Here is a 26,740-nt window from a genome sequence, read left to right as displayed (position 1 = left end):
CGAAACTCGTCACTCGCTTCTGCCCCTCCCTACCCTCGCTGTCGCTCGGATCGCCTTGCGAGCAAGGCTCCTACAAAACACCGGCCCCGTGGCGATCAAACCGTAGGGCGGAGATCGGCTCACGCCCATTTCCGACCTACGCTTTGCCGAAACACCTGTGGGAACGTAGCGTAGCGGAGTAACGCACGGAGTGCGGCCCGGAGGGTGAGCGAAGCGAATACATTGCCTGCAAGCGATCCGAGCCCAGCGAGGAAACAAAACAGTGTCGAGTGACGAGAAGCGAGTTTCGAAAGGCAAACCTGGATGCCTGGGATGTTGGGTTTTCGCAACTCGAAACTCGTCACTCGCTTCTGCCCCTCCCTACCCTCGCTATCGCTCGGATCGCTTGCAGGCAAGCTCCTGCAGAAGACCTCTCGCAAGCTGACCCTGCCCCACGCAGCGTGTTGCATGTTGTGTCCAGCATGAGGCGTGCCGCGTCTCCCTATGGTACAAATAGCGCAGATTCCCCCAGGAGTGATTTTTGTTATGGATCGACGTCTTCCCCTGATCCTGTTGCTGTTTCTGCCAGCACTGGCATTTTCCCAGATCTCGCAAACGTCCTTTTCCCTGCCCGGCGTCGGCGACCTGCAAAAACAGCTCACACAAACAGACAGCAAGAAAGAAGACGGCACCCCGAACCTGGACAAGGCACGGCTGGAGCGCACCCTTGCCTTGCGCAAGGAGATTGATCTCAACGAGGAAAAGATCAAGTCACTCCAGGCCTTCTCTGCCAAGGCCCCCAGTGAGCGAATCCGTCTTGAAGCCGAACTCACCCGCGCCCGCAACGACAAGGAAACCAACTGGTCAGAGCAGTACGCCGACCAGAGCCTGGAAAGCCTGGTGCAGACGCTGGTGGCAAAGCTCGATGATCTGGAGAAAAACCAGCAGGGTCTGGCCGAAGCCAGCAGCAACCTGACCCGCGCACAGACATTGCCCGAACAGGCACAGAGCGCCATCAGCAAGGCCATGGATCGCATGGATGCAATCCGGGTAACCCTCAACCAGGGCGAGGATGATCAAGGCGAGCCACTGTCCGATGTACACCAGATCATGCTCAACACCGAGCTGCAGGCCCTGGAGTCGCGCATCAACCGGTTCAACCAGGAACTGGCCGTGGTGGACAAATCCCAGGACATTGCGCGCCTGCAGCAACAGCTCTACAAGCTGGAACAGAATCGCATTGAAGCCCAGCTGGATGCCCTGCAGCCGCTGATCAACGCGCGTCGCAGCAATCAGCTGGAAGCACTGGCCAATGCCCCCGATGCAGAGCTGCCGGAAGACGTGCTCAATCAGCCCCAGGTACTCAAGGCGCGGGAAAAGAACCGGGCACTGCGCGAACAGCTGGCCAAGCACAATGCCGCCACCAACGAGCTGTTGCGAACCGCCGTCAACACCAAGACCGAACTGGACAAGGCCCGCGCCCTGTCCACCACCGTCAACGACCAGATCCGCATGCTCGAGGGCAGCCTGCTGCTGTCACGCATTCTCTATGAGCAACAAAAGAGTCTGCCGCAGAGCGACATGTCGCTGGATCTGAAAAAAGACATCGCCAATATCCGCATCAGCCAGTTCGAGCTGGACAAGGAAATACGAGCCCTGGATGACAGCCCGCTTCCTGCCCGCAAGGAACTGGAAGACAACCCTTCGCCGGAGCTGGAGAAAGCCTTCAGCATTCTGCGTGAAGAACGCCTTGCCTTGTACGACCAACTGGACCGGGAAATCAGCCGCCAGCTGGCCATCCTGACCCGCACTCAACTGAACCATCAGCAGCTGGAAAAAATCAGCCGCAGCCTGCATACCACCATCTCTGAGCAGACCTTCTGGATGCCCAGCACCCAGCCGCTCAGCCTGGAGTGGCTGGCAAAATTACCACGCCAGATCGTGGAGCAAGTCGCCAGCACCCCATGGGAGGAATTGCTCCAGCTGGGCAAGGAGCTTCTCACCAGCAAATGGCCATTGCTGATCGCCATTCTGGTGCCCTCCGCACTGCTCCTCATCCTGCGCAGACGTCTCAAGAAACACATCGCGACCATGAACAAGGACGTGGGCCACCTGCGCAGGGACAGCCAGCTACACACGCCGCTGAGTCTGCTCTATACCGTCCTGATTGCGTCTCCGATACCGCTGTTCCTGGTGCTGTTCGGCACAGCCCTCTGGCAACTGGAAGGCAACCTGACCAGCGTATTCGGCTCAGCTCTGGTCCAGTTGGCGCTACTCTGGTTTGTGTTTGAATTTCTCTATCGGGTGCTCAAAACCGATGGCATCGCTCAGCGGCATTTCCGCTGGAGTAAGGAAGGTAATCACGTCATGCGTCGCCGGCTGGTGCTGACCGGCCTTGCGCTGATTCCGGTGCTGCTGATCGTTTCCTTTGGCGATTACTGGCCCGCCCTGCTCAGCAACGACCGCGTCGGCCTGGTCATCATGCTCGCCTGCATGCTGGTGATTGCCATCAGCCTGCCCAGCGTGGCCCAGAGCTACCCGGCACGTAACGTGAGCCGCACCATGAAAGGCCTGATCACTGCCGTGTGCGTGCTTGCCCCTATGGCACTGGTGGTGCTCACAGGTATTGGCTACTACTACACATCGGTGCGACTCGCCGGGCACATGATCTACAGCCTCTATCTGATCGCCCTGTGGGTGGTACTGGATGCCACTGCGGTACGTGGCCTGGCAGTGGCGGCCCAGCGTCTCTCCTACAAGCGTATGCTCGCCCAGCGAGAAGCCGAGCAGAAAGAAACCACCGTGTCAGAAGCAGTGGAAGTGGAAGAACCCAAGCTGGATCTCAAGCAGGTTAACCAGCAGTCCCTGCGCCTTATTCGTCTTGCCCTGTTCGCTGCCATCGGCCTGCTGGTCTACTGGGTGTGGGCAGAAGTCCTGCACGCCTTCGCCTACACCGACAGCATTGTGCTGTGGGAAACCACGGACATGGTTGGCCAAACCGAACAGATGTCTGCCATCAGTCTCGGCGATGTGATGGCAGCGTTGGTCATAGGTGCGGTGACCTTCCTGTTGGCCAGCAACCTGCCCGGCCTGCTCGAGGTGCTGGTGCTGTCTCGGCTTGATCTACGTCAGGGCACCAGCTACGCCACCACCACGCTGCTCTCTTATGTGATCGTCGCCAGCGGCATCATCATTACCCTCGGGGCACTGGGGCTGAGCTGGGACAAGATGCAGTGGCTGGTCGCGGCGCTGGGTGTGGGGCTGGGCTTTGGTCTTCAGGAAATTTTTGCCAACTTTATCTCCGGCATCATCATCCTGTTTGAACGGCCGATCCGCATAGGTGATGTGATCACCATCGGCAACCTGGATGGCACCGCCAGCCGCATCCGTATCCGCGCCACCACCATCATTGATTTTGACCGCAAGGAAATCATCGTGCCCAACAAGGCCTTTGTCACCGAGCGGCTCATCAACTGGTCTCTGTCCGATACGGTGACCCGCATCATCATCAAGGTGGGCTTCGCCTACGGCTCGGACCTGGAAAAATGCCGCGAAATCCTGCTCAAGGCCGCCCACGAAAACAAGCGCGTACTGGGCGATCCGGAACCGGTGGTGTTCTTCCTCACCTTTGGTGCCAGCACCCTCGATCATGAACTGCGGGTCCATGTCCGCGATATCAGCGACCGACTGGCGGCCACCGACGAACTGAACCGTCGCATCGATGCCCTGTGCAAGGAAGCCGGTGTGGAAATCGCCTTCAGCCAGCTGGATATCCATATCCGCCGCGACGATGGCGAGACCCTGTGCATCGAAGGCGAAAAGCAGCCCCGCAAGGACGACAGCAAAGACAGCAACAGCGACGAGCAGAGCTAAGCTGACGTGCTCGGACTCCCGTTAAAGCATTCGCTGCATCGCAAACGCAACAAGCCTCTCGGCATCCTGGAGCTGATCGCCATCGCGCTGGGCGGCATGGTCGGCGGAGGCATTTTTTCCGTGCTGGGCATCTCGGTGGCCATGATTGGTGTCTACACGCCGGTGGCCATTGCCCTCGGCGGTGGGGTTGCCGCCGTGGCCGCTTACTCCTACATCAAGCTTGCACTGTACTATCGCGACGAAGGCGCCACCTATTCGTTCTTCAAGCGGACCTTCCCGGGCTCACGCTTCGCAGCCTCTCTGATTGGCTGGTGGGTAGTGTTTGGCTATATCAGTACATTGGCGCTGTATGCCTATACGTTTGCCTCCTACGCCATCAGCAGTGGCGACCATGGGGACAACGAGTGGCTGCGCAAGGGCGTGGCCGGCGCGGTGATCATGGCGTTTGCCCTGATCAATATCTGGAGCGTAAAAGGCATGGGCAAGCTGGAAGACCTGATGGTTTACGCCAAGCTGGTGATCCTCGGCCTGATTTCGTTTGTGCTGATTCGCAACGGCCAGGCCACCCTACCCGATCTGCTAAACACACAGGAGCCGGTCAGCCTGGTGTCCATCCTGATCGTCGCCTCACTCACGTTCGTGGCCTACGAAGGCTTCCAGCTGGTGATTCATGCCATGAACGAAATGGACGAGCCGGAACGTAATATTCCCATCGCTATCTATGCGGCGGTGGGGGCCGCCATTGTGATCTATGTGGTCATTGCTCTGGGCGCCATCTTCGCCATTCCGTTCGAGGATATTATCCGTAACAAGGAATACGCCCTGGCCACCGGGGCCGGCGAAATCCTTGGCAACCTTGGTGCAAGGTTAGTGATACTCGGAGCCCTGCTGGCCACCAGCAGCGCCATCAGTGGCACCCTGTTTGGCGCTTCACGCCTGATGGCCGTGATAGCCGGCGACGGCTATTTCCCGAAAGCATTGGCCACGCGAAAAAACCACATCCCGGTGAACGCCATCATTATCATGGCGGCACTGGCGTTTGCCCTGATCCTGATTGGCGGCCTGGAGCTGATTCTGGAGTTCGGCAGCATCACCTTCCTGCTGGTTTCCCTGCTGATGGCCTGGGCCAACTTCCGCATCCGCGACAAAACCGGTTCGTCCCTCACCCTCACACTGCTCGCCTGCCTGGTCCTCGCCGGCGGCACCGGCATGATTCTCTACTACGAACTGACCCACGAAATCGGCCAGATGCTGTTCGTGGGCGGACTCTATGTCGCCCTGATGATCGGCGCCTGGGGTTATGCCAGAACCGTCCGTTAGAAAAAAACAGACCTTGCCCTGCAGGGGCCATGCTCGCATGGCGAAACCGAGCCCTGGCGAGGGAAAAGCAGCGACTAGCTGAGAGCTGCGAGAAAAATCCCTTAACAAGCCAAGGCGCGTCGCGCCTTTCGCGGTGGAACCACCGCTCCCACGGTGCAGAGCACTGGCCCTCTCGCGTCAGACATCCAGCGTTACAGCACCGCCTCAAAGCATTCCAACCGGGGCGGCCCCATGGTGAACCACCTGAACCACGCTGCACTGACGGTAACTATCTCAACACGCCGCATGCATCAGGCAACACTCCCAACCCAACTTCTGCTGTAGGAGCTATGCTCGCATGGCGATCCGGCCGCAGCGAGGCAAAGCCAAAGACCGAGTGACGAGTTGCGAGTGTCGAAAACCTGATCCCGACGCCCCATTCTTTTTCGCCTTTTGCTCCTCGAAACTCGCCACTCGCTGCCACCCCTACCCTCGCTGTGGCTCGGATCGCCTTGCGAGCAAGGCTCCTACATAGAACTTTCCCTCTTCTGCTGTGGGAACGTAGCGTCGCGGAGTAACGCACGGAGTGCGTCTCGAAGGGTGAGCGAAGCGAATAACTTGCCTGCAGGCGATCCGAGCCCTGGCGGGGAAAACCATTGCTAATCACGAGAAGCAAGTTTCGAACCCCAAAACCCGGAAACCCACTATGTTTTGCCTTTCGCAACTCGAAACTCGAAACTCGTCGCTCTCCCCCGCCCACAAAGACACACTCCCGCCAGTTGTGTCGCGTGAAGCGTGATGCATCTCTTTTCCAAACTTTAGTCTAATTCACTGGCCAACCTGCCCGTCTTAGCATCCAATGAAGACACCCTTAACTGCCCCGTGCCGTTGCCCGCCTTTACCTGCAGGCACTCCAGGATGCGACGGGCCAGACCTACCACCACAAGTGGAAAGCGACACGGAAAGAGGTCCGCTGCGATGAGCTACGAACAAGAATATTCCGCCTCCATCAATAACCCCGAATCCTTCTGGGCTGACAAGGCCCGCCAGCTGGACTGGTTTACCTTCCCAAAGACCATCCTCGGCAAAGATGAAAACGGCATTGACCGCTGGTTTGTGGATGGCGAAATGAACACCTGCCACATGGCGCTGGATGCCAACCTGGCGGCAGGTCGTGGTGATCAGGTGGCGATCTACTATGATTCCCCGGTCACCGACACCAAGCAAACCATCACCTACGCCGAGCTCACCGAGCGAGTAGCCCGCTTCGCCGGCGCCTTGCAACAACAAGGCGTGGAAAAAGGCGATCGTGTGCTGATCTATATGCCCATGATTCCGGAAGCGGTGGTGGCCATGCTGGCCTGCGCACGGCTGGGCGCCATTCATTCCGTCGTGTTCGGTGGTTTTGCCGCCCACGAACTGGCGGTGCGTATCGATGATGCCCATCCCAAGGTCATCGTCTCCGCCTCCTGCGGTGTGGAAGTCAGCAAGGTCATCGAATACAAGCCGCTGGTAGATGCCGCTATCGAGCAGGCCACGCACAAGCCCGCACACTGCATCGTGTTCCAGCGCCCCCAGGTACAGGCAACTCTGATTGCCGGCCGTGATCTGGACTGGAATACCGCCGTCGCCGCCGCACCGCTGGCCGACTGCACCCCGGTGCTGGCCACTGATCCGCTGTATGTGCTTTACACCTCCGGAACCACCGGCAAGCCCAAGGGTGTCGTCCGTGACAATGGCAGCCACGCCGTGGCCATGCGCTACAGCATGAAAGCCATTTACAACATGGACCCGGGCGATACCTTCTGGGCCGCCTCCGATGTGGGCTGGGTGGTGGGTCACTCCTACATCGTCTATGCCCCTCTGCTCAGTGGCCTCTCCACCGTGCTCTATGAGGGCAAACCCGTGCGCACCCCGGATGCCGCTGCCTTCTGGCGTGTGGCCGAAGAGTACAAAGTGAAAGGACTGTTCTCCGCCCCCACCGCCTTCCGTGCGATCAAGAAAGAAGATCCCAACGCCGAAGGCATCAAGCGACATGACCTGTCTTCGCTGGAAACGATCTTCATGGCGGGCGAACGACTGGATCCGCCCACCTATGACTGGGTGCGCGACATCACCGGCCTGCCGGTGGTGGATCATTGGTGGCAAACCGAGACCGGCTGGGGTATCTGCGCCAACCTGATGGGCATTGATCCCAAGCCCTGCAAACCCGGCTCCGCGACGCTACCCAGCCCCGGTTTTGATGTGCGCATTCTGGATGACAACGGCAACGAGGTTGGCCCCAACGAGCAAGGCAATGTGGCCATCAAGCTGCCCCTGCCCCCCAGCTGCCTGCCATCCATCTGGGGCAACCACGCGCGCTTCCTGGCCGGTTACCTGGAACAGTTTCCCGGCTATTACACCTCCGGCGACGGCGGCTACAAGGATGAGGAAGGCTACGTCTTCATCATGGGGCGCACCGACGACGTGATTAACGTGGCAGGCCACCGCCTTTCTACCGGAGAAATGGAAGAAGTGCTTGCCGGTCACCCGGCCGTCGCCGAGTGCGCCGTGATCGGCATCGCCGATGATCTGAAAGGTCAGGTTCCTATCGGCTTGGTACTCCTCAAGGATGGCGTGGATATCGAGTCAGACGCCCTCAACCAGGAGCTTGTGGCCCGCATCCGCCAGGACATCGGCGCCGTCGCCTGCCTGAAGAACACCCTCATTGCCCAACGTCTACCCAAAACCCGCTCCGGCAAGATCCTGCGCAAACTGCTACGGCAGATCGCCAATGGCGAGAGCTACAGCATCCCGTCCACGATTGATGATCCAGCGAGCATTCCCGAGATTGAAGTGCTACTGCGGGAAAAGGAATTGGTGACGGGTTAAATCAAAGCGGCCCCTTACGGGGCCGCTTTAAATGTGCACAGAACTTACTCTGAAACCGCCATCGCCTGCACTTCTTGCTGGTGATGAAATTTCGCCATAGTGGCGATGTATTCCACACAATGCGCAACCGACTTGTCGAGCTCGCGCTTCAGGCCCTCACCGCTTTTCAGATCATCATAGGAAGGTGCGTCATTCGTATCCTCGAACTCCGGCTTGAAGTTACAAAGCTCTTCCGCAATCACTTCCTGGCTGCTCGCATCAATCAGTCGTGCGTGAGCTGAATACATCACCCGGTAGCTGTTCCAATCCGTAGGGAAGTAGATGGAGCCCCAACCCAGAGTGCGCACGTCGAGGATATAATCATAACCTTGATACACCTCAACCAAACTGGTCAATTTCTTCGAATTGGCGACCAGCTCTTCGTTATTAATGACCTTGATATTGAAATTTCTCTCAAGCCCTTCTGCCAGTTGGCGAGAGATTTCCCGGGCAGGATCCTGAATACCATTTTCCTCAATCATGGCATTCCCATTCGAAACGGCGGTTGCAAACCCGATCATACCGAACTGTACGTTTGTCGCTGTCTGAGCCGGAAAATCCGGCAATTGATCATACTGACTCAGCACTACCGTTTTGTCTTCAAAGCCAACGGTCTCTTCCACTGTCAGCTCGTCCGTTTTGACAGTGGCACAGCCCACCACCAGAAGACCTACAGAGGCCAGCGATAGTGCTCGAGTGAATGTGTTCATGTTTCCCCCAACAATATTTTTCTATATGTAGTAACCCACGCCGTCCCGGCACGGGAATAAATCAGGAGGGAATTCTAGCGAAAGGGAAGGCAAACGGATGTAAGCCAAAACGTACATCCACTCAGAAAATTCGAGAGCTATCGCTCGGCAAGAGGAGTGATGCGATGACCTTTATCGACTCCCTCATTGAGCGCAGCCAACTTCGTCAGAGAAATCTGAAACTGGCCATTCGAGGGCATCGTTTTACCCTGAAACTGCGCCCAGATCACATCGCCCGGACCATTATAGATTTCGGAGAAAGTCCCATCCGGGTGGATCTTGATCACAATGGTGTGCTCAGGCTCGCTGCGAAACGCTGCCGATCGACTTTGCGTCGCCTTGATCTCCACCTGCTTGCCGCAGGGGGAAAGCGCATCAAAGCCCTTGTTGGAAGCCGTCATCAGCGTCAGCCCATAGGCATCCGCCACCAGACACTCGCCGATACTGCCGACCATATGGCCATCCGGAGTGAAATGCCGGCCGGGGAATAAGCTCTCCAGTTCATGCACAGTGGCATAGAGCTGCTTGACCAGTTGCTGAAATTTTTGGTGATTCATGAAGAGTTACCGGGTGAACATCGCAACGACAAGCCAAAAAATGCTGCACTCAAATGCAAGACACAAGACCTTACCACGATGTTTCGGGAGGGATTGTCCAAGAGGAAACCGGCATTAAGGAGTGCTTGCTCGCTAACCCTGTTTCCCTGCCTCCCAATAACCTCTGGAAGCGGTTACTCAATTCCCAATCTTTTTTTGGTCAGATCAATGGCGCTGTCACCCACCGCTACCCAGAAACAGGCCACATCCTCTACCAGCTCATCCAGCGACAGTTCCAGATAGCCATCCAGCCAGCTGACAATAATCTCGATGGTGCCGCCAATCAGTAATGCAGAGCCCACCTTGGCGATGGCATGGGGCTCATCCGCCTTGTGGTACTCGATGCTGAACGCGGAGAGCGTTTGTGCCAGTTTGCGGATGACTTCCTGGCGATGCTGCAAGGCTTGCGAGTTCTCACTGGCCACACTGAAGAGCATCCGCGTGCGGCGGGGGTCGTCCACCAGCCAGCCGATGGTGGCCTTCAGGGCATGACGGGCCAGCGCGGAGGTATCCAGACCCTGCTGAATACCCGCTATTGCCGCCGCCTGGCCGGTCTCAATCAGTTGTTCCGCAAGATCATTCACCAGCGCCGCAGCCAGCGCGTCCAGGCTCTTGAAACTCTCATAGAAGTAACGCTTGTTGAGCCCCGCCTGCTGACATAACTGATGAATGGAGAGTCCACTCCAGCCCACCTCGGAGGCCATGGCAAAGGCGGTATCAAGCAAGGTTTGCCGGCGAGCGTTGATGCGGGAAGCGGCGGGCTCACCCTGAAAAGGACGTGTTGGCTGTGTCATGAATCTGGCCTGGCTGGGGTTGCGCCATCTTATAAAGAGAGCAACGCGGCCAGCAAGCCGCTATTGACTCTCTTCAAGCTTCAATCCTACTATTGGTACAGACCTGTACCAACTATTGTTTTACTCACTCCTGAGGAGCCTGCTACATGAGCACCAGCGCTGCGGCCACATCGTCCTCCGCCCCCCTGTCTGACCAGGCCTATATCGAAAGCCTGCGCACCCTGTATGCCAAATCCCCGGCCAAGGCCAAGGCGCAAGCCTGGGCACTGTTCCAGGAACTGCAAAAGCCCAGTCAGCAATACCGCCTGGCGGGCGTCTTTGCACAAGGCACTGCCCCGGAATCCCCCCATGGCGATTGCGAGGGGATCAACATGAACCTGTACGGCAACCCGGTGCTCCGGGGGCTGGATTATTTGATCCGACTGGGGCAGATGCTCGGCGGCATGGGCTGGGCCGGGAAAACCTTCAATGCCAACGGCACCGGCTACAACCGCCTCACCCCCAGCACCAAATTTGCCGCCATGGCGGTGATGCCGCACTACAAGCTGCGCAAGATAAACGGCGAACTGATTGGCTTTGATTTTTACCACTGCATTGATAACTCCCCCGTGGCCCCGAACATTCCGGTGCGTTCGCTCAACTACGCGTCCCCCGAGCACAACAACCCGCTGATCCTGCCCAGAACCCGCGACGAAATCGTGGAAATTGTCCCCGAGGTGTATCTCGGCCGTGTGCTGATCCGGGACAATTTTGGCTGGAACCTGTCCGGCTACTTTGGTCTTCGCTATCCGGTGGGAGGCTGAACCATGAGCATCAATCTCAATGGCGCCATCGCCTGTGTCACCGGAGCCGCACGAGGTATCGGGTTTGCGACAGCAAAAGCTCTGGCCGACCAGGGAGCCCGTGTCGTCGTTGGCGATATCGATGAGGCAGAAGCACAAAAAGCGGCGGACACTATTGGTCGCGGGGCCCTGGCCGTTAAGGTCGATGTGGCAGACCCGGCGTCCTTTAACCACTTTATTGAGCAGGCAAAATCCCTGGGGACCATCGCCCTGCTGGTCAACAATGCCGGCATTCAGCGCACGGGCCGTTTTATCGATCAGTCCCTGGACAGCCAGCACCGTGAAATCGCCATCAACCTTGGTGGCGTGATCAGCGGCATGCGCCTGGTGCTGCCCGACATGCTGGCGGCAAACTACGGCCACATCGTCAATGTAGCCTCCATGTCCGCCAAGATGACCCTGCCTGGCGTGGCCGTGTACACGGCAAGCAAATTTGGGGTCGCCAGCCTGTCCCGTTCAGTACGTGCGGAAATTGTCGATTCCGATGTCACCATTACCACCGTGATGCCTTCGGCAGTGCAAACCGAACTGGCCGCCGGCCTGAATATACGTGGCGTGCCCAAGGCCAGCCCGGAAGAGGTGGCAGAAGAGATCCTCGCCAGCTGCTCCCACTGCAAGGGAGAGATCACGGTTCCCCGCTGGCTCACGCCGGTGAAGGCCATCGAAGAAGTCCTGCCGGAAAAAGTCGGTAGCTTCCTCAAGAAGCTGGCCGGCGCCCAGGAACGGCTGCTGCATGATACGCCCGCGTCTCGAGCCTATCAGGAGCGGGTGTCCAAACACTGACCCCGTCCGCACCGCTCCGGTAACACCCAAATGCCCGCAAGCCTGGCGTTTGGGTGTTCAAATGAATCATGAGGTCAGGAGGGGTTTCCCATGGCAACCGTGGATCTGGACAAAATGCTGGACAAGGTGCGCACAACCCAGTGGGCCCTGCAGGATATCGACTGGGACGCCCCGGGCGCAGAGCTGATCACCGATGAGCAGTTGCCCAAACTCCGCGACTTCATGGCCGATCTGGTGTGGATAGAACACATCGGTGGGCGCGGTTTTGCAGCCATGGCCAAGAGTGCACCCACCGACACCTTGCGCCAGCTTTACACCTACTTTTGTGCCGAAGAGCAGCGCCATGCCAATGCAGAAATGGCGCTGATGAAGCGCTGGGGCATGCTGGATGAGAACGGCAACATGCCACCGCCCAACAACAACATTCGTCTGGTAGTGGACTGGATGGAACGCTATGCCGATGATCTGGATTACCGCGTGCTGGGCACCGTTACCCCCGCACTGGAAGTCGCCCTGGATGGCGCCCTGTGCCAGTTCCTCCTCGACACCGTCAAGGACCCGGTCTGCCATCAGGCCTTTGCCAGAATCAACGATGACGAGTCCCGGCATCTCGGTGTCGGCTTTGCCGTCATGGAACGCTACAGCCACAGCCGCACAAGCGCCCGGATCAACATGGCCTCCGTACGGATGCTGGGGCGCATCCTCAAACCCCAGATCATCCTGGGCGCCGCCGTCCACTTTCCGCTCATGAACAAGATGCGCGATAACGTGATCCGTGCCGGCCTCCCGGAAGAAAAGCTCTACCAGGCCATGGCCAAATTCGAAAAGATCGGCGGCCGCACGAAAGCCGGCCGCAGCAACCCACTCTTTCGCATGGTCAGTGCCCACATGAAAATGATGGCAGATCGCAGCAATCGCTATTATCACGTGCCTGTGGACCTGATGGTCAAACTCACCGACCGCATTCCCCAATGGGCCCTGCCGAAGAAACCGAGCTGGGTCGGCGAGGTGACATGGAAATCGTTCGACAAAGAATAAGGCTTATCCCCAAAGTCCGTCGGGGGTCTGGTAGCCAATGCACACCGACCTTCAGCTTTGGGAAATGGGAGACCTGACCCTACTGGTGACGCTTGACCCCACTGCTGACGCTCATTTCTCTAGTGGAGCCTTGTTAAATATTCAGCCGGCCACCTTTGGTGGCAAATAAATCGTAAACTCATTCAAGGGCTCTATGAGTACGCTATACGGGTTGCATTGCTCGGCCTCTGGAACAATCCCGAGTTCGGATAGAAGTCGAAACTTTGCTGACTTAATAGCCGCTGGCTTTACTAGTAATTCCTTGTGCCAAACCCTGTACGTACCGATTTTCCTGTCTCTACGATAATAGAAACCAGCTAGAGGGTGCGTCAGATAAACAAGTGCTGACTCCGTATCGGGAAATCCTGGGAAATCAAAAGCATCCTCTTCCGATTGGCGTAGCTCAACAGCTGCTTCCGCCCAGTTGGATTTGGTGTTCATCTCATACTTTTCGTATAACCCTGTCGAGGGATTAAAGCTGCAATCGAATTTCACCTTCCCGGCATGCCAGGGAAGATTCCATAAATATCTAGGAACCAGCAGAGTCCACGAATCGAGGGTGGTACCAAGAAACCATACGCACCTTTCACCTGTCTCCCTATCTTTGATGTATATGCGATAGTTGGTTTGACCCATCGTGAATTTTGGAAATGGAAACACTGCTGACGTAAAATCAACATCCACGAACGGCACAACTGAAATCAAACCCAGAGTTCGCCCATCCAATTGAATAGTGTCTAGCTGGAACCTATCTGGGAAAACTCCCTCAAACCTCTCGGCGGGAACAGCATAGGTAATGATTGCAAAGTGTTTTAGCCCACAAAGCACGTCAATACCTTTAGGCTTTGGCCTCTCGGTCAGGCAGTCTTCAAACTTTCTCACTTCCTGCAAAGTAATTTCCTAAATTTTAACGCCCAGCACAGCCGCCGAAGGTCGGCCTGCTGCTTATTGTTACGTTTTACACAGATACGGCATGGATATTGAGCCGTGTCTTTGTGCGCAATTTAATAATGCTTCCTTTGCCCTCAAAATCAGTTCGTATTTCGAGGCCATCATGCTTTGGCAGTTTCATCCAAACGCTCTCGCTAGGCATCAGCTCAAAATTATCTAGCTCTGCGCATGTGATGGAGCCTTCCTCATACTCGCAACCAGCCGCAGACGAGAACAAGACCAACTTAGCAATACCTTCCGACGTGTTCCTAACTCGGACGGAGCGATCCCGCTCGATATCGTAAGAAAGCCTTCCTCTGGAAAATTGCGGCCAGATTGGCACAACGACACCAATCATTAATGATTTGCTCTTGAAGGGGCGCGAGCAAACCTCCAAGCCTTCAGTTTCATAGCAATCCAGTTGCTCGAAATCATAGTGCTCATATCCAGCGGGATCGGAAACAGCCATGTACTCATCCTTGGCTAGAACAGTACACCCGCACAACATGACAACCACCAAAAGCACCCAGATTCTCATGATCTAATCAACGTAACGCCCCCCTCAGCCACCGAAGGTCGGCCTGGAGGTACTTGTTAAGTGCCTGACAGACTCCAAAAGCCAAGCACACGGTAATCATTACTTCCCAACGCTTTAAGCCTCAAACCTATACCACCTGAAGCTCCGCACTCTACGAGTGAATGATGGGTGGCCTCTCCATCACCGATGGGGTATTCAGCATCGCCAATAACCACTTCAACTGAGCAGTTATCAGGCAATGAATCAATCTTGGCTTGCAGACTGGGCCCAACATGTTCGATAACAGCGGCTTCCCCAGCCAACAAGCTTCTCACTGCACTCTCAATATCAGGCTCTGCAAATACAGAAGCTGAAGCAATGAGAAGCATAGTTATTGGTATCAGCCTCATAGCACTTAACGACAGGGCTCAGCGGCCGATTTGGAGGCCCACCGCGCCAGAAAAGCGGTCCGCTGCAGCCCCTTGTTAGCAGCTACGTCCAAAGCGCCCACCTCACCTTCACTAAACGCACCAACATCTGCGTTTCTTGTTCATAGTCTTTTTCGTTAAGAGCTTCCGGCTCAGTATAAGAAACCCACCACTCGTATAAATTTTCTATCTCTTTCTTTGCCAAACGGTGCTTCTCGTCAGCATCCCAATCCACGTGCCCAGACAATAAATTTTCTTTCTCTATGCTGTCCTTCAGTAGCTGGAAGCACGCATGGAGCATTACTGAATCCTTATCACGCCAACCCTCATCAAGGGATTCAATCTTTAGGATATTACTCGGATCCATTGGCTCTTCCTTGCCTGCTAACGCCCGCCTCAGCCGCCGAAGGTCGGCTTGCAGGCCCTTGTTAGCTGTCGCAGCGAAGAACTACGCCGTGATCTCGTATGCGGTTAACTGATCGTTCACTACCAGGCTTAAACATCGATGGCGCACGAACCATTACAACAAGCTGAGCTAGCTGGTGGCAATTTAGAGAATCAAGGTCATTCTCAAAATGGAACTGAGCCGCATCCTGCATACCCCTACCACCCCCATATGGAACCATGGCCAACCACAAACGAAAAATCTCATCTTCTGAATAGAGCAAACGAATCCAAAGCTGCCAATGCAAGCCCAGCAGATGCCAAGCCCCCCTAAATCCAGAACCGACATTACTTACGGCCAATGAGTGCCCCACGTAATTTCCGATACCATCAATACCTTCCTCAGCTACGGCCATCGACTTGATAGAAGAGTAATTGAGCGAATCTGTCTCATACTCTCTGATCATTTCATCCATTTCTGACACGTGAGGACGAATCTCTACAATAAAATATATTCCTATATATATAAGAGATAGAGCCAGCAGAATAGCAACAGTGCGAATAATGAACTTCAAGCAGCCACCACTCAGCTAACAGCGAATTAATTAGAACGTTCCTTATAACCCGGTTCCGTATAACTCCGAGCCACCCTCCACGTTCACACTATCAAAATACTCTCATATCAATCAGTTAGAGTGAAATAGCCAATGTCTTACACGGAGTTCAAAGGAACGTTCCTTTGAACTCCTTTCCTGCTATCCCGTTTTCAGTCATTCGAAATGCAATTGAAATCAATGAGTTGGCTTTTCACTTCCAGAGTTATAAGGAACGTTCCGTTGAAAACGGACACTGCCTACACTCCAACGCCATGTCTCCACGCCCAATCAACGTCTGATGTACAATTCCCCCCTCATTCTCCAGAGCCCCAGAACATGCGTACCTTCGTCCTCCGCGCCCGTGCGGCCTCCGTCAACAGTCAGACCCTGCTGGCTAATGTGGGCGGTGATGCCCATAGCGAGATCCTCGCCCACACCCTGATGAATGCGATCTTTGTGGCGCAGTCGCATCGGGAGGATGTGGTGGTGCATCTGGTGCTGGAGAGTACCCAGGACTTTTCTCGCACTATCACCTTTGTGGCCGCTGAGATGCGCGATATCGGTGGTTTTCATGAGCAGGCGTTGCTGGCCAAGATGGTACGGGCGCTGGATGCCTCTGCCGGTATGGGCAAGGAGCACAGGAGCGAACCCGGGGTCAGGTCTTGCCTTTTCCATCTAAGGCACGCGGCAAGAGCTGCCCCGTATCGCATCAGAATATACCGAAGCGTTTCTTGGCAATATTTCTACGGTCGATTTCTATAAGGTCGCTAATTGCGTATTTGTCGAACCTATCCAATAGCGAATCGGTGCCCTTACGAAGTTTTAAATTCATTTCCTCGTCATACAGCGGGACGACACTATAGAACTCAATGACTTTTTCCTTGTTAATTTCAAGAGATCTAAACTCTTCTGTAACATTGACAGAAGGAAGAATAATGACGCCGGATAAATCCGTATTCTCAGAAAAGGGTTCAGCGGGGTCACCGTTCGGAATTGTATGTCCCCACCCTAGCCAGGTTTCAAACTTATGAGGAAAACGAGCCAGAAACTTTAGCTGCCTTACGGGCCAATACCATATTTCATCTCTAAACGATTCATCATCGATCCTCCAACCCTCCGGCAACGTCACCATTAGCTCCATATAGCGGGTAGCGTTAACCCCCTCAGGAACATTCATTTGCCGATCGCTCATACCGGAGGTTACCAAGGTGTGGAACGGCCTTTCCCTTGTTGGTTTCACATGATGCACATCGATATGCACTGTGTCAGAGATTAATTCATGAAACACACTACTGACATCGCCTATATGACGCTCAATATGATCCGAAATTTCTTCAATACATTCTTCACCATCAGGTGCCTCCCATTCCTTTTCCCCATCTGTGTAGCGAAAGATGGGTGCACCTGACAGTGATACCAACTGATCATCCTTGCTCATTTTGACTCCGATTTTATTATTTTAAACGCTTGAATAAGATCACATCGAAGGCGTGCCATTGCCTTTACTAGTTAAATGACCTACCGACGCCCGAATTACTGCAGCACATGCCTCTGGCTCAGCTTGCAACACGAAATGGGGGCCTCTCACCTCAACCACCTTCAGATTTGGAAAGGCTGCGGAGATCTCTTTGGACCTGTCACTGACAAGCAGATCACCCGAGGGGCGAATATAGGTAGAACCGATTTCAAAGGTTTTGCCAGCTGAACCATATTCCGCTATTTGACGTAGCCGCATGCTTAGAACTCTGGAATCAACCTCTCGCAGCGCTTTTCTGAACAAAGAAATAGTTTCAGGATTGGCAGACCAGCCCAACATGAGAGCTTTCAATGCAAATGGGGCCAGAATAGGTATTGCCGCCAAAGCCTTAATGGGCAGGAAAGCAGCCAATCGAGACAGAAAAGGGCGTGGACTCGAGAGGAATGATGCCACAAAAATGATATGTCTAATATTCAGGCTGTAATTTCTAACCAGAAACTCCGCAATGGCTCCGGAATAAGATTCGGCGAGGAGAACGCACTCTCGTTCTCCAATAATATGTGCCACTACTTCTGCGAGGGAAGCGTAGTCCTGCGGCCCTGAGTTGGGCAAGGGCACCACTTCCGTATCAAGCTCACCCAGTTCATTCAGGAGAGGCTCGAATAGCATTCCTGTCCCATCCATGCCTGGAAGCAGTATGAGTTTCATGCCTTATCCATTTACTTGCGGGCCGGGTCTCGTATCGCGCAGCTCTGATGCATGATGCAAGACCTGACTCCATTTTCGTTGCTCTGCTTTGCGTTGTAATAGATTTACTTGGCACTGGCGCCACCTCCACCCAGAAACATAGCAGCGCCCAGAAAGAAGCCTATATCGTAGCCGAGCCCAGAATTCGGGAAGCTGTAAATTCGGATATCCATGAAAAAGCTTCCTATCATGCTGAAAAGAATTGCGAACCCATGAAAAAGACCCATAAAAAAACCGGGCGGATCGTACATATATGCACTTGCCTCGGGCTGCTTGGCGCAGCCAGCGATAAGTGCAGCTGCGGCAAAAAGCAGAAAAATCCGGATGGCTCTCCTTGATGTTGAATCAGGCATCGAATCCATTCCCTCTATAACGCCTCAATAACCGGCGCAGCTTTGCTGCGTCCGGCGCCGTAGGAGCGTAGTTGATTGATTTATTAGAAATCATCTGAGGCTTTGCTCAAAATCTATGAATTGAACATCCTCTCGGCCCTCTATGTAGCGAGCCATTTCAGGATAAAGGACTGAGACACTGATTAAAGCCATATGGAGCATACTTGTAAAATGTCGTATGTGTTCGGATGAACCGGTTGGAGGTGCAATAAACCTATATTTCATTAACTCAGCGGTTAATCTGGTTTCTTTAAGTTGATCAGTGCCGCCGTAGTCATGTATAAGCGTTGCTTTTGAGGGAAATGGATATACGAAGCCTTGTGGGTGCAGATAGGTTAACAAGCCGTCATTAATACTTAACACCATATTATGCCTGTGGCAAAACGGCCTGTGTGGAAGTTCTTCTTTGTAGCAATCCATTATATTGACCAGGTTTTCGCGAGGAGAGAATGAGAACTCTTCACATATTAGAAAGGTTATAATCTGATCCAGTTCATCTTTTTCCGGCTGATAGATGCTTGCGTTTCCTTCCTCTTTTTTACAATAGGTGTAACTTGGCTCGTAGAGATAATCTCTAAGGGATTTGGTTTTAGCTAACTTTCTTAGAGCTTTCTTTAATTCAGAAGTTGACAGCTTCGATTTAATTTCCCCGATGGCAACTACGGACTCAATCGGAAAAAATCGTTGCCCATTTTCATTCTTAATCAAAGGAGTTACGGATTTATCATATATAACTATATCGCATTGAGTGCTTATCTTTCCGTTTGAAGTTACAACAAATCCTGATTCCATACCCATTCGCTCAGGAAGAATATTAGTCAGGAATTTCTTAACTACATCTTCTCTATAAGTACCAAACTCCCCTGGGTGAACTAAGCTCCCTTCATCATCAACAAATAGTAATCGAGAATTTTCGATAAACGCGGTTTTAAATTCATTTATTTTTTCATCCAAAAGGATGGCAATTGCATTGGTGCCCTGTTGCTTCATCTTTATCCTTGTATTTCTAACGCCTTTGTTCCGCGGCGATCTTTTTTCACCGAAGCGAAAAAATAGTGCCCGGCGGAGGGCCGTCAGGATCAGTTCACACAGCGTCTGACCCCATTTATCTCCTCGCACGCTGCAAGACCTGAATCCATTTTTCCGGGCAAGACTTGACCCCGAATCGCTTGCGCTTATTTAAATTTGAAATCTACATCTATTTTTTTATCGTAGACTTTATTGCCAACTTTGTTTTTCATTAAAATTTTTAGTTCTTTTATTTCACAAGGCTCACTAATGGTGAAGTACTTCTGGATGTGTCCGTCGCCTTTTTGCACACCAGTAGTTCCTTCGAAAGTATGGTTGCAACTGGTTTCAGGCATTACCCATATATCCAGCCCTTCCTCAGTGTTAATGTGGTGTTGAAGAGTTGCTGTCACGGTATCGCCACTGCGTAACACCTCTCCCTGTGGCTTGTCGAAAGTAACGGAAGAAATATGAGACCCTACACCATCACTTTTGAAAGCTTTATATTCTTCACTCTCTTCAAAGGTATAATTTACATCTATAAAGTCGTTATATACCTCCTCAAAATCCATGCCTTTGACAACAATGTGAATTCTTTTTATTTTTCCTGGCTCTGTAAGAAACACGAATCTTTCAACCTCCCCACTACCAGGCGTCAATTGATCTACAGACCCTTGATAAGTAGAGCTATAGGTTTCATCTAAAACCTTCGCCCATATGTGAAAATTTTCTTTGGGATTAGAGTATTGATAAGCAATATCCAGAAATATTGGCTCTCCAGTTTCAAGGGTGCTTCCATTCTGGGGATACAAGCTTTTGACTGATATTTTTAGGTCAAACTTTCTTTGTGAACCATTCAATATCTTGAACAGCAACATCCCAAATAGGGCAATTGATATTATGATTACTAAAATTTTCATTTAAACAATATCCCATACGCCATAACACTGCCGACACACGCTTGTCGCGTGCCCTCCCTTGTTATAAGTGCGAAACCGTCCGGGGTCAGGTCTTGCATCGTGCGCCCAAGATGCACGATGCAAGACCTGACCCCGAATCGCGAGGAATCGCGAGAGCCGCTGGTTAGCTACTCTGGCAATTTTCCACGGAGCTTCTCGATTTTGTCGTCAAGCTTGTCCATCGCTTCTTTGAAGTTCTTGAGGTTCTCATATCTGCGCCAGAACTTAATACACAACCCTATGAACATTGCCCAAATAATCATTGTTACGAGAGACGATAGGCCAGAGAGAGCTTCAACATTAATCAAATCAAAAAATCGCGGTGTCAGATTGGCCAAGCCGATAAATAAAAATAGGGCGAAAATCGCCCTGAAGGAGCTTCGATTCATCTCTACGCTAGACTTCTTCATCTCACCAAGATGCTTCTTCTCGAACTCCAGGAACTTAATATCTTCCTGAACGCTCTTGTTCCGATACGACTTATAAGCTTTGGCAATACCGAGTACCATCAAGCCACCGAGCACTCCAATAAATAAAGTTTTTATGTCTTCCATCTGCATCCTTGTCTTGTAGAGCTAACGTTTGCAGCATGCGCGCCCTTGGAATGGAGCCGAAGGCGTAATGGAGAGGGCGTCGCCGTGCCTGCACTAGTTAGGCTGTTTCCTGCACAGCGTGCGCAATAAACGTCATCGTCCTTAAGGAGCTCGGCGCGCTATTTCGGTAACGTTTGAAATAAGGAAATTGACATTCTCCATAGTACTTTCGGTCTTATTGTGCCTGTAGACTCCAAGCGTTTTGCCACCTTCAGAAACATTTACGGTAACTCGCCTAGCTTCAATCTCGCCGAGGAGTTCGCGATCGACACCCAACGTTAACATCGCATTATTCTTGCAAAAAACCTCCCAAAAATCCCCGAAACTCGATATTAATTCTCTTGCCTCTTCCTGTGAGTCTTGCGGGAAAAGGCGATCAGCTTTATCGAAGCGTGGCATACTGCCAAACAAATCATTCTGAGCCACATGCAGAATTCGCTGAAACGCCAAGCTAACCTGGACAAGCGCGTCATCAAAGTTGCCGTCATCCCGGCATTGTTCTGAATTCTTGATAAAATTTCTGATTTCAATATCGGGAACTTCGTCCGCAAGAGACACAGCGTTGAAATCTAATCCGATATAAGCTCGGACGTTCTCTTTTAAAAAGAACCTTGCGCCTTCAATAAATCTCGGAATATCCGAGGGTGACGGGGACAGTCCATAGTGCTTGAAAGCAACACGAGACTTGTTGATCTCAATAATCTGAGCTTTCCCATAAAGATCACCAACCTCTGAGCCTACCTTGTCCAGAATAGATACAAATCCATCCTTATCTTTCACCTGAACGGACTTTTTGTTAACTATCGCCCACATAGCCAGTTCCGCAGCATCTTGTAAGAGGCTAACAACCAAACCGTTTGAAATATCACGGTAAGGCTCCCAGAGGATTTGCGCCTTCTCAAAAAGGAACCTCGATTGAACCAGATTCTTGTGCACTGATATTGCTCCTTGCACGGCGAAAATCTAACAGCGAATTCATTAGAACGTTCCTTATAACTCGGTTCCGTATAACTCCGAGCCACCCTCTTCGTTCACATATCAAAATACTCTCATATCAATCAGTTAGAGTGAAATAGCCAATGTCTTACACGGAGTTCAAAGGAAGGTTCCGTTGAAAACTGGCGCTGCTATCCCTCCATAGCCATGTCTCCACGCCCGATAACCGTCTGATGTACAATCCTTCCACATTCTCCAGAGCCCCAGATAATGCGTACCTTTGTCCTCCGCGCCCGTGCTGCCTCTACCAACAGCCAGACCCTGCTTGCCAATGTGGGTGGTGATGCCCACAGCGAGATCCTGGCCCATACCTTGATGAATGCGATCTTTGTGGCGCAGTCTCACCGGGACGATGTGGTGGTGCATCTGGTGCTGGAGAGCACCCAGGACTATTCGCGCACCCTCACCTTCGTGGCCGCGGAGATGCGGGATATTGGTGGCTTTCATGAGCAGGCGCTGCTGGCCAAGGTGGTGCGGGCGCTGGATGCCTCTGCAGGCATGGGCAAGGAGCAGATGAAGGCGGTAGAGAGCGGTATTAGCGTGCGCACGGTCAGCTTCGAGAAGCTGGTGAAGGAATTAGCCGAGGAGGGCCATCAGCTGTATATGATGGATCCGAAGGGTGAGCCCATTCGCGAGCTGGCGTTTGCCGAGAAGCCCTGCTTCCTGCTCACCGATCACATTCCCATGCCGAAGAAGAGCTTCAACAGCCTGAAGCGGCTGGGGGCAGAAAAGATCAGCTTGGGGCCGACCATGCTGTTTGCATCGCAGTGTGTGGTGTTGATTAATAATGAGCTGGATTTGGCGGGGATGTAGGAGCACCGCTTGAGGTGCGAAGGGTCGAGACGCGAGTGACGTGTTTCGAGTTGCGAAAACCTTTCACCAGAACGCATTGTTCTGTTTTGCCTTTCGAAACTCGCTTCTCGTAACTCGAAACCGTTTTTCCTCGCTTGTCGCTCGGATCGCTTGCAGGCAAGCTCCTACAGCGACGCTGTAGCTAACTTTCCAGCCAGATTTCCCGCGCCCACTGCCAGATACTCCCCCACTCTTCCTCTTCACTGATGCCGTTGCCGGGCTGCCAAAGCAGCACGCTGCCTTCCTGGGACATGGCATAGATGCCTTCGGGGGCTTCGCAGACGGGGATGAGGTAGCGAGGCATACCCTGGTCCCAGGCGTTGGCGGCCATTTCCGGCAGGAAGTTGTGGGCGTAGTCGTCCATCACGGTGGCCGGCTCGAGGCTGCCACAGACGATGTCGCTGGCGTTGAGCAAAAACCCCTTGTAGTCACCGGGCAACGAAATCAGCAGTTGCTCTTCGATTTCTACCAGGCGGTCTTCGTCCGGTAACTCCAGGGCGACCAGGCCACCGTCGTGGCGTTCGCGCAGCAGTTCGATTACGTCTTCCATATTGGCTCTTCATCATTTCGTAGGAGCTCCCTGTGCCCTTCAGGGCATGCCTGCTGGCGATGGTGAAAATCGCCTGCAGGCAGGCTCCTACGGGTATCGCGGTTTAGCCCCGGCGGAACGGGAACAGGAACTGTTTGACCACGCCTTCCGGCACCTGGGTGCTGGCACGGGTGCCGTACTCGGCGGCCAGGTGCCTGGGCATGATCAGGGTGCCGAACAGTTTATCGTAGATGGGCAGGAAGGCCGCGTAGTTTTTATCGACGGCTTCGTCTTCCGAGGAATGGTGCCAGTGATGGAATTCCGGGGTGGCGATGAGCCAACGGATACCCGGAAAGCGGAAGCGCACGTTGGCATGGATAAAGATGGCGTGGAACGACACGAAGACCAGATACGCATACACCGCAGATGGCGCAAAACCGAGAATGAAGATGGGCAGGTAGCCCACGAAGCGGTTGGCAATGATTTCCACCACATGCAAACGCGAGGACGCCAGCCAGTCCATCTGGGTGGTGGAGTGATGCACGGCGTGGAATTTCCACAGCCAGGGCACTTCGTGGAAAGCGCGGTGAATCCAGTAGCTGCCCAGATCGATGACGATCAAAATTTCGATAAACTGCAGCCACAGGGGCTGGCTGGCAATGGCCTGCTGGAAGCCCACATCCACCCTGTCGTGCAGGTACACCTGAATCGGGATAACGGTAAAGAAACTGATCAGCTGCAGGCCCACATGGCTGAACAGGAAGTACTTCATGTCGGTGATCCAGCCGCCGCGCAGCGTCTTTTGCTGCGGGTCTTTGGGAAAAGCCCGCTCCAGCGGAATGAATACCAGCGCCAGCACCAGCAAGGTAAGAATAAAATAGTCCAGCCCGGCGTAGAGGCTACGGCCATCCACCGGCGGCACATCAAGCCGGCCAGAACCGATCAGCGCCGCCATGCAGGCGAGCACCATACCGATGATACCGTAGCGTTTTTCCTGATGCCGGAACACGCTGAAGAAGCCGCAGATAAAGCCGATGCCGATGCCAATAAACAGCGCCATACGCAGCACCTGCGCATCGTAGAAGCCCCGGAATTCCGGGGTGGTGAAAATCTCCGGATAGAGAAAACAGAAGCTGCCCATCAGCGCCAGGAGGCCAAGACCGATCGACACCGTAGCGGTGATCTTGCCCTGCCCCGGCGTCAGGTCCACTTCTTCATAACGTTCGCGTAAAAATTCTGTCACAGGATCCCTCCTCCATTCCCCCAAAGACTGCCCCACCACCCCGCAATTGGGCCAGTACAGGGCAGTAACAAGCTGCTACACTGCGCGTTCAATTACAGCTTCGAGCTACAAGCCTCAAGCTACAAGGCGCGCGTTATGCCGTACCCGTGATACCGACTTGCTCCGCGCCCTGACTCTGTGCGCGGGCGCAGGCGTTGAAATATCACCCAGTCTCAATCGCGCCTTGCAGCTTGAGGCTTGTAGCTTGCAACTCAGCCTCGCAATACTCACATATTTGACCACACCAAAGTATGCCTTTACTCACGCTTCGCGAAATACAGCTCAGCTATGGCCAGCAGGCCTTGCTGGACCATGTGAACCTCTCCATCGACAGCGGCGAACGTCTGTGTCTGATTGGCCGTAACGGGGCGGGCAAGTCCACCCTGATGAAGGTGATCGCCGGGGAGATCCAGGCGGACGATGGCCACATTGAACAGACCCAGGGGCTGAGCATCGCCCGGCTGGAACAGGAAGTGCCGGACGACCAGGATCACAGTGTGCATTTCATGGTGTCCCAGGGGCTGGGCGAGCATGGTGCGCTGCTGAGTGAGCATGCCGAGCTGAGTCACCAGCTGGCCGACGGCGATGACAAGGTGCTGGCCCGCTTCGAGAAGCTCAGTAGCGAGATTGAAGCCCGTGGCGCGTGGCAATTGTCACAACGGGTTGAGACCGCCCTGTCAAAACTGAACCTGGATGGCGACATGCAGTTTGCCGGGCTGTCCGGCGGCATGAAGCGCCGTGTGCTGCTGGCCCGGGCACTGGTCCAGGAACCGGATATTCTGCTGCTCGACGAGCCCACCAACCATCTGGATATGGAATCCATCCAGTGGCTGGAAGAGTTCCTGAAGAACTATGGCGCGACGCTGGTGTTCATCTCCCACGACCGGGCCTTTATCCGCGCCCTGGCCACCCGCATCATCGAGCTGGACCGTGGCAAGCTGACCAGCTGGCCCGGCAGCTATGAGAAGTACCTGAGCGGCAAACAGGCCGCGCTGGATGCGGAAGAGAAAGCCAATGCGGAGTTCGACAAGAAACTCAGCCAGGAAGAAAAGTGGATCCGCCAGGGCATCAAGGCCCGCCGCACCCGTAATGAAGGCCGGGTACGGGCCCTGAAGGCCATGCGCGATGAGTTTGCCCAGCGCCGCAACCGCACCGGCACCGCCAGCCTGACCATCCAGAGCAGCGATAACTCCGGCAAGATCGTGGTGGAAGCGGAAAACCTGAGCTACGCCGTGGGCGGCAAGCAGATCGTGAAGGATTTCTCGGTAACGCTGATGCGCGGCGACCGGGTGGGCATTCTTGGCCCCAACGGCTGCGGCAAGTCTACCCTGATTCGTCTGTTGCTGGATCGCCTCAAACCGGATAGCGGCACGCTGAAGATCGGCACCCAGCTGCAGGTGGCCTACTTCGACCAGCTGCGCGATACCCTGGACGAAGAAAAGAGTGTGATCGACAACGTGGCCGAAGGCTCCGATGTGATCACCCTGAACGGTCAGAACAAGCATGTGATTGGCTACCTGCAGGATTTCCTGTTCGATCCCGGCCGGGTGCGCCAGCCGGTGAAGTCTCTCTCTGGCGGTGAGCGTAACCGTCTGCTGCTGGCCAAGTTGTTCACCAAGCCGTTCAACCTGCTGGTGCTCGATGAGCCCACCAACGACCTGGATGCGGAGACCCTGGAGCTGCTGGAAGAGCAGCTGATGAACTATCAGGGCACCCTGCTGCTGGTCAGCCACGACCGGGAGTTCATCGATAATGTGGTGACCTCCACACTGGTTTTCGAACACGGTCACATAAACAGCTATGTGGGCGGATATCAGGACTGGATTCGTCAACGGCCGGAACCTGTGAAGGAAAAGCCCGTCAAAGCCGAGAAGCCGGCGGCACCGGCCAACGACGACGCGCCCAAACGCAAGAAGCTGTCCTACAAGGATCAGCGGGAGCTGGATCAGCTCCCCGCTACCATTGAACAATTGGAAGGCGATCTGGAAGCGGTACAGGCACGCATGTCCGACCCGGCGTTCTACAAGGGCGAACCGGCCGAGATCACTGCCGCCCAACAGCAACAAACCGAGCTGCAAACCGCGCTGGAAGCTGCCTACGCGCGTTGGGACGAACTGGACCAGCTCGGCTGATTTTTTGAAGGAGTGG

The 26,740-nt window shown here is 54.1% G+C and carries 26 protein-coding genes; 9 read left to right on the top strand and 17 right to left on the bottom strand.

Translation table 11 applies throughout. The features are described from left to right. The first annotated feature begins 525 nt into the window (after positions 1–525). From mscK to GFN93_RS09510, 3 genes are all read left to right on the top strand, one after another. Positions 526–3,852 (top strand): mechanosensitive channel MscK, encoded by a 3,327-nt coding sequence (gene mscK, locus GFN93_RS09520; RefSeq protein ID WP_153500857.1) that lies wholly within the window; start codon positions 526–528, stop codon positions 3,850–3,852. A gap of 6 nt (positions 3,853–3,858) precedes the next feature. Continuing rightward, positions 3,859–5,172, top strand: a complete 1,314-nt coding sequence (locus tag GFN93_RS09515; RefSeq protein WP_208993732.1) for an APC family permease — start codon at positions 3,859–3,861, stop codon at positions 5,170–5,172. Positions 5,173–6,129: 957 nt separating this feature from the next. Continuing rightward, positions 6,130–8,022: a propionyl-CoA synthetase gene (locus GFN93_RS09510; protein ID WP_153500855.1), complete on the top strand. Its 1,893-nt coding sequence runs from the start codon at positions 6,130–6,132 to the stop codon at positions 8,020–8,022. A 44-nt stretch (positions 8,023–8,066) separates the two neighbouring features. Here GFN93_RS09510 and GFN93_RS09505 read toward each other — a convergent pair whose 3' ends face one another. The 3 genes from GFN93_RS09505 to GFN93_RS09495 all read right to left on the bottom strand — a co-directional run bounded on the left by GFN93_RS09505 (position 8,067) and on the right by GFN93_RS09495 (position 10,200). Continuing rightward, entirely contained in the window at positions 8,067–8,771 is a 705-nt protein-coding gene (locus tag GFN93_RS09505) for a hypothetical protein (protein ID WP_153500854.1), read from the bottom strand. A 137-nt stretch (positions 8,772–8,908) separates the two neighbouring features. After that, a complete protein-coding gene (locus GFN93_RS09500; RefSeq protein WP_153500852.1) occupies positions 8,909–9,367 on the bottom strand; it encodes a DUF6998 domain-containing protein in 459 nt (152 codons plus the stop codon). 173 nt (positions 9,368–9,540) lie between these two features. Next, entirely contained in the window at positions 9,541–10,200 is a 660-nt protein-coding gene (locus GFN93_RS09495; RefSeq protein ID WP_153500850.1) for a TetR/AcrR family transcriptional regulator, read from the bottom strand. A gap of 146 nt (positions 10,201–10,346) precedes the next feature. Between GFN93_RS09495 and GFN93_RS09490 the strand changes: the two genes are divergently transcribed. The 3 genes from GFN93_RS09490 to GFN93_RS09480 all read left to right on the top strand — a co-directional run bounded on the left by GFN93_RS09490 (position 10,347) and on the right by GFN93_RS09480 (position 12,863). Continuing rightward, positions 10,347–11,003 carry a hypothetical protein gene (locus GFN93_RS09490; RefSeq protein ID WP_153500848.1) on the top strand — a complete coding sequence of 219 codons (657 nt, stop codon included), beginning with the start codon at positions 10,347–10,349 and terminating at the stop codon, positions 11,001–11,003. 3 nt (positions 11,004–11,006) lie between these two features. Next, positions 11,007–11,825 carry an SDR family oxidoreductase gene (locus tag GFN93_RS09485; RefSeq protein WP_153500847.1) on the top strand — a complete coding sequence of 273 codons (819 nt, stop codon included), beginning with the start codon at positions 11,007–11,009 and terminating at the stop codon, positions 11,823–11,825. Between the two features lie 90 nt (positions 11,826–11,915). Beyond that, positions 11,916–12,863: a ferritin-like domain-containing protein gene (locus GFN93_RS09480; protein ID WP_153500845.1), complete on the top strand. Its 948-nt coding sequence runs from the start codon at positions 11,916–11,918 to the stop codon at positions 12,861–12,863. Positions 12,864–13,004: 141 nt separating this feature from the next. On the opposite strand, the gene GFN93_RS09475 is transcribed toward GFN93_RS09480, so the two are convergent. From GFN93_RS09475 to GFN93_RS09455, 5 genes are all read right to left on the bottom strand, one after another. Then, the gene (locus tag GFN93_RS09475; protein ID WP_328594729.1) at positions 13,005–13,784 is read right to left on the bottom strand and encodes a DUF2071 domain-containing protein; all 780 of its coding nucleotides are present in this window, start codon (positions 13,782–13,784) and stop codon (positions 13,005–13,007) included. A gap of 76 nt (positions 13,785–13,860) precedes the next feature. Beyond that, on the bottom strand, positions 13,861–14,301 hold the full coding sequence (locus GFN93_RS09470; RefSeq protein ID WP_153500841.1) for a hypothetical protein: 441 nt from the start codon (positions 14,299–14,301) through the stop codon (positions 13,861–13,863). A 125-nt stretch (positions 14,302–14,426) separates the two neighbouring features. Next, positions 14,427–14,738 (bottom strand): hypothetical protein, encoded by a 312-nt coding sequence (locus tag GFN93_RS09465; RefSeq protein ID WP_153500839.1) that lies wholly within the window; start codon positions 14,736–14,738, stop codon positions 14,427–14,429. Positions 14,739–14,841: 103 nt separating this feature from the next. Beyond that, positions 14,842–15,144 (bottom strand): hypothetical protein, encoded by a 303-nt coding sequence (locus GFN93_RS09460; protein WP_153500838.1) that lies wholly within the window; start codon positions 15,142–15,144, stop codon positions 14,842–14,844. Positions 15,145–15,205: 61 nt separating this feature from the next. Further along, positions 15,206–15,736 carry a transglycosylase domain-containing protein gene (locus GFN93_RS09455; RefSeq protein WP_153500836.1) on the bottom strand — a complete coding sequence of 177 codons (531 nt, stop codon included), beginning with the start codon at positions 15,734–15,736 and terminating at the stop codon, positions 15,206–15,208. 357 nt (positions 15,737–16,093) lie between these two features. Here GFN93_RS09455 and GFN93_RS09450 point away from each other — a divergent pair, with 357 nt between their 5' ends. Further along, positions 16,094–16,519, top strand: coding sequence for a hypothetical protein (locus tag GFN93_RS09450; RefSeq protein WP_235901778.1), 426 nt, complete (start codon positions 16,094–16,096; stop codon positions 16,517–16,519). On the opposite strand, the gene GFN93_RS09445 is transcribed toward GFN93_RS09450, so the two are convergent. The 7 genes from GFN93_RS09445 to GFN93_RS09415 form a co-directional block, all read right to left on the bottom strand. Further along, positions 16,467–17,195, bottom strand: coding sequence for a suppressor of fused domain protein (locus tag GFN93_RS09445; protein ID WP_153500834.1), 729 nt, complete (start codon positions 17,193–17,195; stop codon positions 16,467–16,469). The two genes, GFN93_RS09450 and GFN93_RS09445, sit on opposite strands and share 53 nt — an antisense overlap. Before the next feature lie 39 nt (positions 17,196–17,234). Beyond that, on the bottom strand, positions 17,235–17,942 hold the full coding sequence (locus tag GFN93_RS09440; RefSeq protein ID WP_153500833.1) for an alpha/beta fold hydrolase: 708 nt from the start codon (positions 17,940–17,942) through the stop codon (positions 17,235–17,237). A 104-nt stretch (positions 17,943–18,046) separates the two neighbouring features. Beyond that, positions 18,047–18,334, bottom strand: coding sequence for a hypothetical protein (locus GFN93_RS09435; protein ID WP_208993731.1), 288 nt, complete (start codon positions 18,332–18,334; stop codon positions 18,047–18,049). A 90-nt stretch (positions 18,335–18,424) separates the two neighbouring features. Next, the gene (locus tag GFN93_RS09430) at positions 18,425–19,363 is read right to left on the bottom strand and encodes a DUF6602 domain-containing protein (protein ID WP_153500829.1); all 939 of its coding nucleotides are present in this window, start codon (positions 19,361–19,363) and stop codon (positions 18,425–18,427) included. Positions 19,364–19,548: 185 nt separating this feature from the next. Beyond that, positions 19,549–20,301 carry a hypothetical protein gene (locus GFN93_RS09425; RefSeq protein WP_153500827.1) on the bottom strand — a complete coding sequence of 251 codons (753 nt, stop codon included), beginning with the start codon at positions 20,299–20,301 and terminating at the stop codon, positions 19,549–19,551. Positions 20,302–20,468: 167 nt separating this feature from the next. Further along, on the bottom strand, positions 20,469–20,894 hold the full coding sequence (locus GFN93_RS09420; RefSeq protein ID WP_153500825.1) for a hypothetical protein: 426 nt from the start codon (positions 20,892–20,894) through the stop codon (positions 20,469–20,471). 141 nt (positions 20,895–21,035) lie between these two features. Next, positions 21,036–21,869 carry a hypothetical protein gene (locus tag GFN93_RS09415; protein WP_153500823.1) on the bottom strand — a complete coding sequence of 278 codons (834 nt, stop codon included), beginning with the start codon at positions 21,867–21,869 and terminating at the stop codon, positions 21,036–21,038. Positions 21,870–22,139: 270 nt separating this feature from the next. On the opposite strand from GFN93_RS09415, the gene trmY reads away from it, so the two are divergent. Next, positions 22,140–22,742 (top strand): tRNA (pseudouridine(54)-N(1))-methyltransferase TrmY, encoded by a 603-nt coding sequence (gene trmY / locus GFN93_RS09410; protein WP_153500821.1) that lies wholly within the window; start codon positions 22,140–22,142, stop codon positions 22,740–22,742. A 181-nt stretch (positions 22,743–22,923) separates the two neighbouring features. On the opposite strand, the gene GFN93_RS09405 is transcribed toward trmY, so the two are convergent. Both GFN93_RS09405 and GFN93_RS09400 read right to left on the bottom strand, forming a co-directional pair. Further along, positions 22,924–23,331 carry an SMI1/KNR4 family protein gene (locus GFN93_RS09405; protein ID WP_153500819.1) on the bottom strand — a complete coding sequence of 136 codons (408 nt, stop codon included), beginning with the start codon at positions 23,329–23,331 and terminating at the stop codon, positions 22,924–22,926. Between the two features lie 103 nt (positions 23,332–23,434). Beyond that, the gene (locus tag GFN93_RS09400) at positions 23,435–24,553 is read right to left on the bottom strand and encodes a sterol desaturase family protein (protein ID WP_328594467.1); all 1,119 of its coding nucleotides are present in this window, start codon (positions 24,551–24,553) and stop codon (positions 23,435–23,437) included. 290 nt (positions 24,554–24,843) lie between these two features. Between GFN93_RS09400 and GFN93_RS09395 the strand changes: the two genes are divergently transcribed. Beyond that, complete coding sequence (locus GFN93_RS09395; RefSeq protein WP_153500815.1) at positions 24,844–26,724, top strand: ATP-binding cassette domain-containing protein; 1,881 nt, start codon at positions 24,844–24,846, stop codon at positions 26,722–26,724. Positions 26,725–26,740: the final 16 nt, after the last annotated feature.

The sequence above is a fragment of the Alcanivorax sediminis genome (assembly GCF_009601165.1).
Taxonomy (GTDB): Bacteria; Pseudomonadota; Gammaproteobacteria; order Pseudomonadales; family Alcanivoracaceae; genus Alcanivorax; species Alcanivorax sediminis.
The sequence above is the reverse complement of the archived record's forward strand: the minus strand, read 5'-3'. Positions and strand labels throughout refer to the sequence as shown.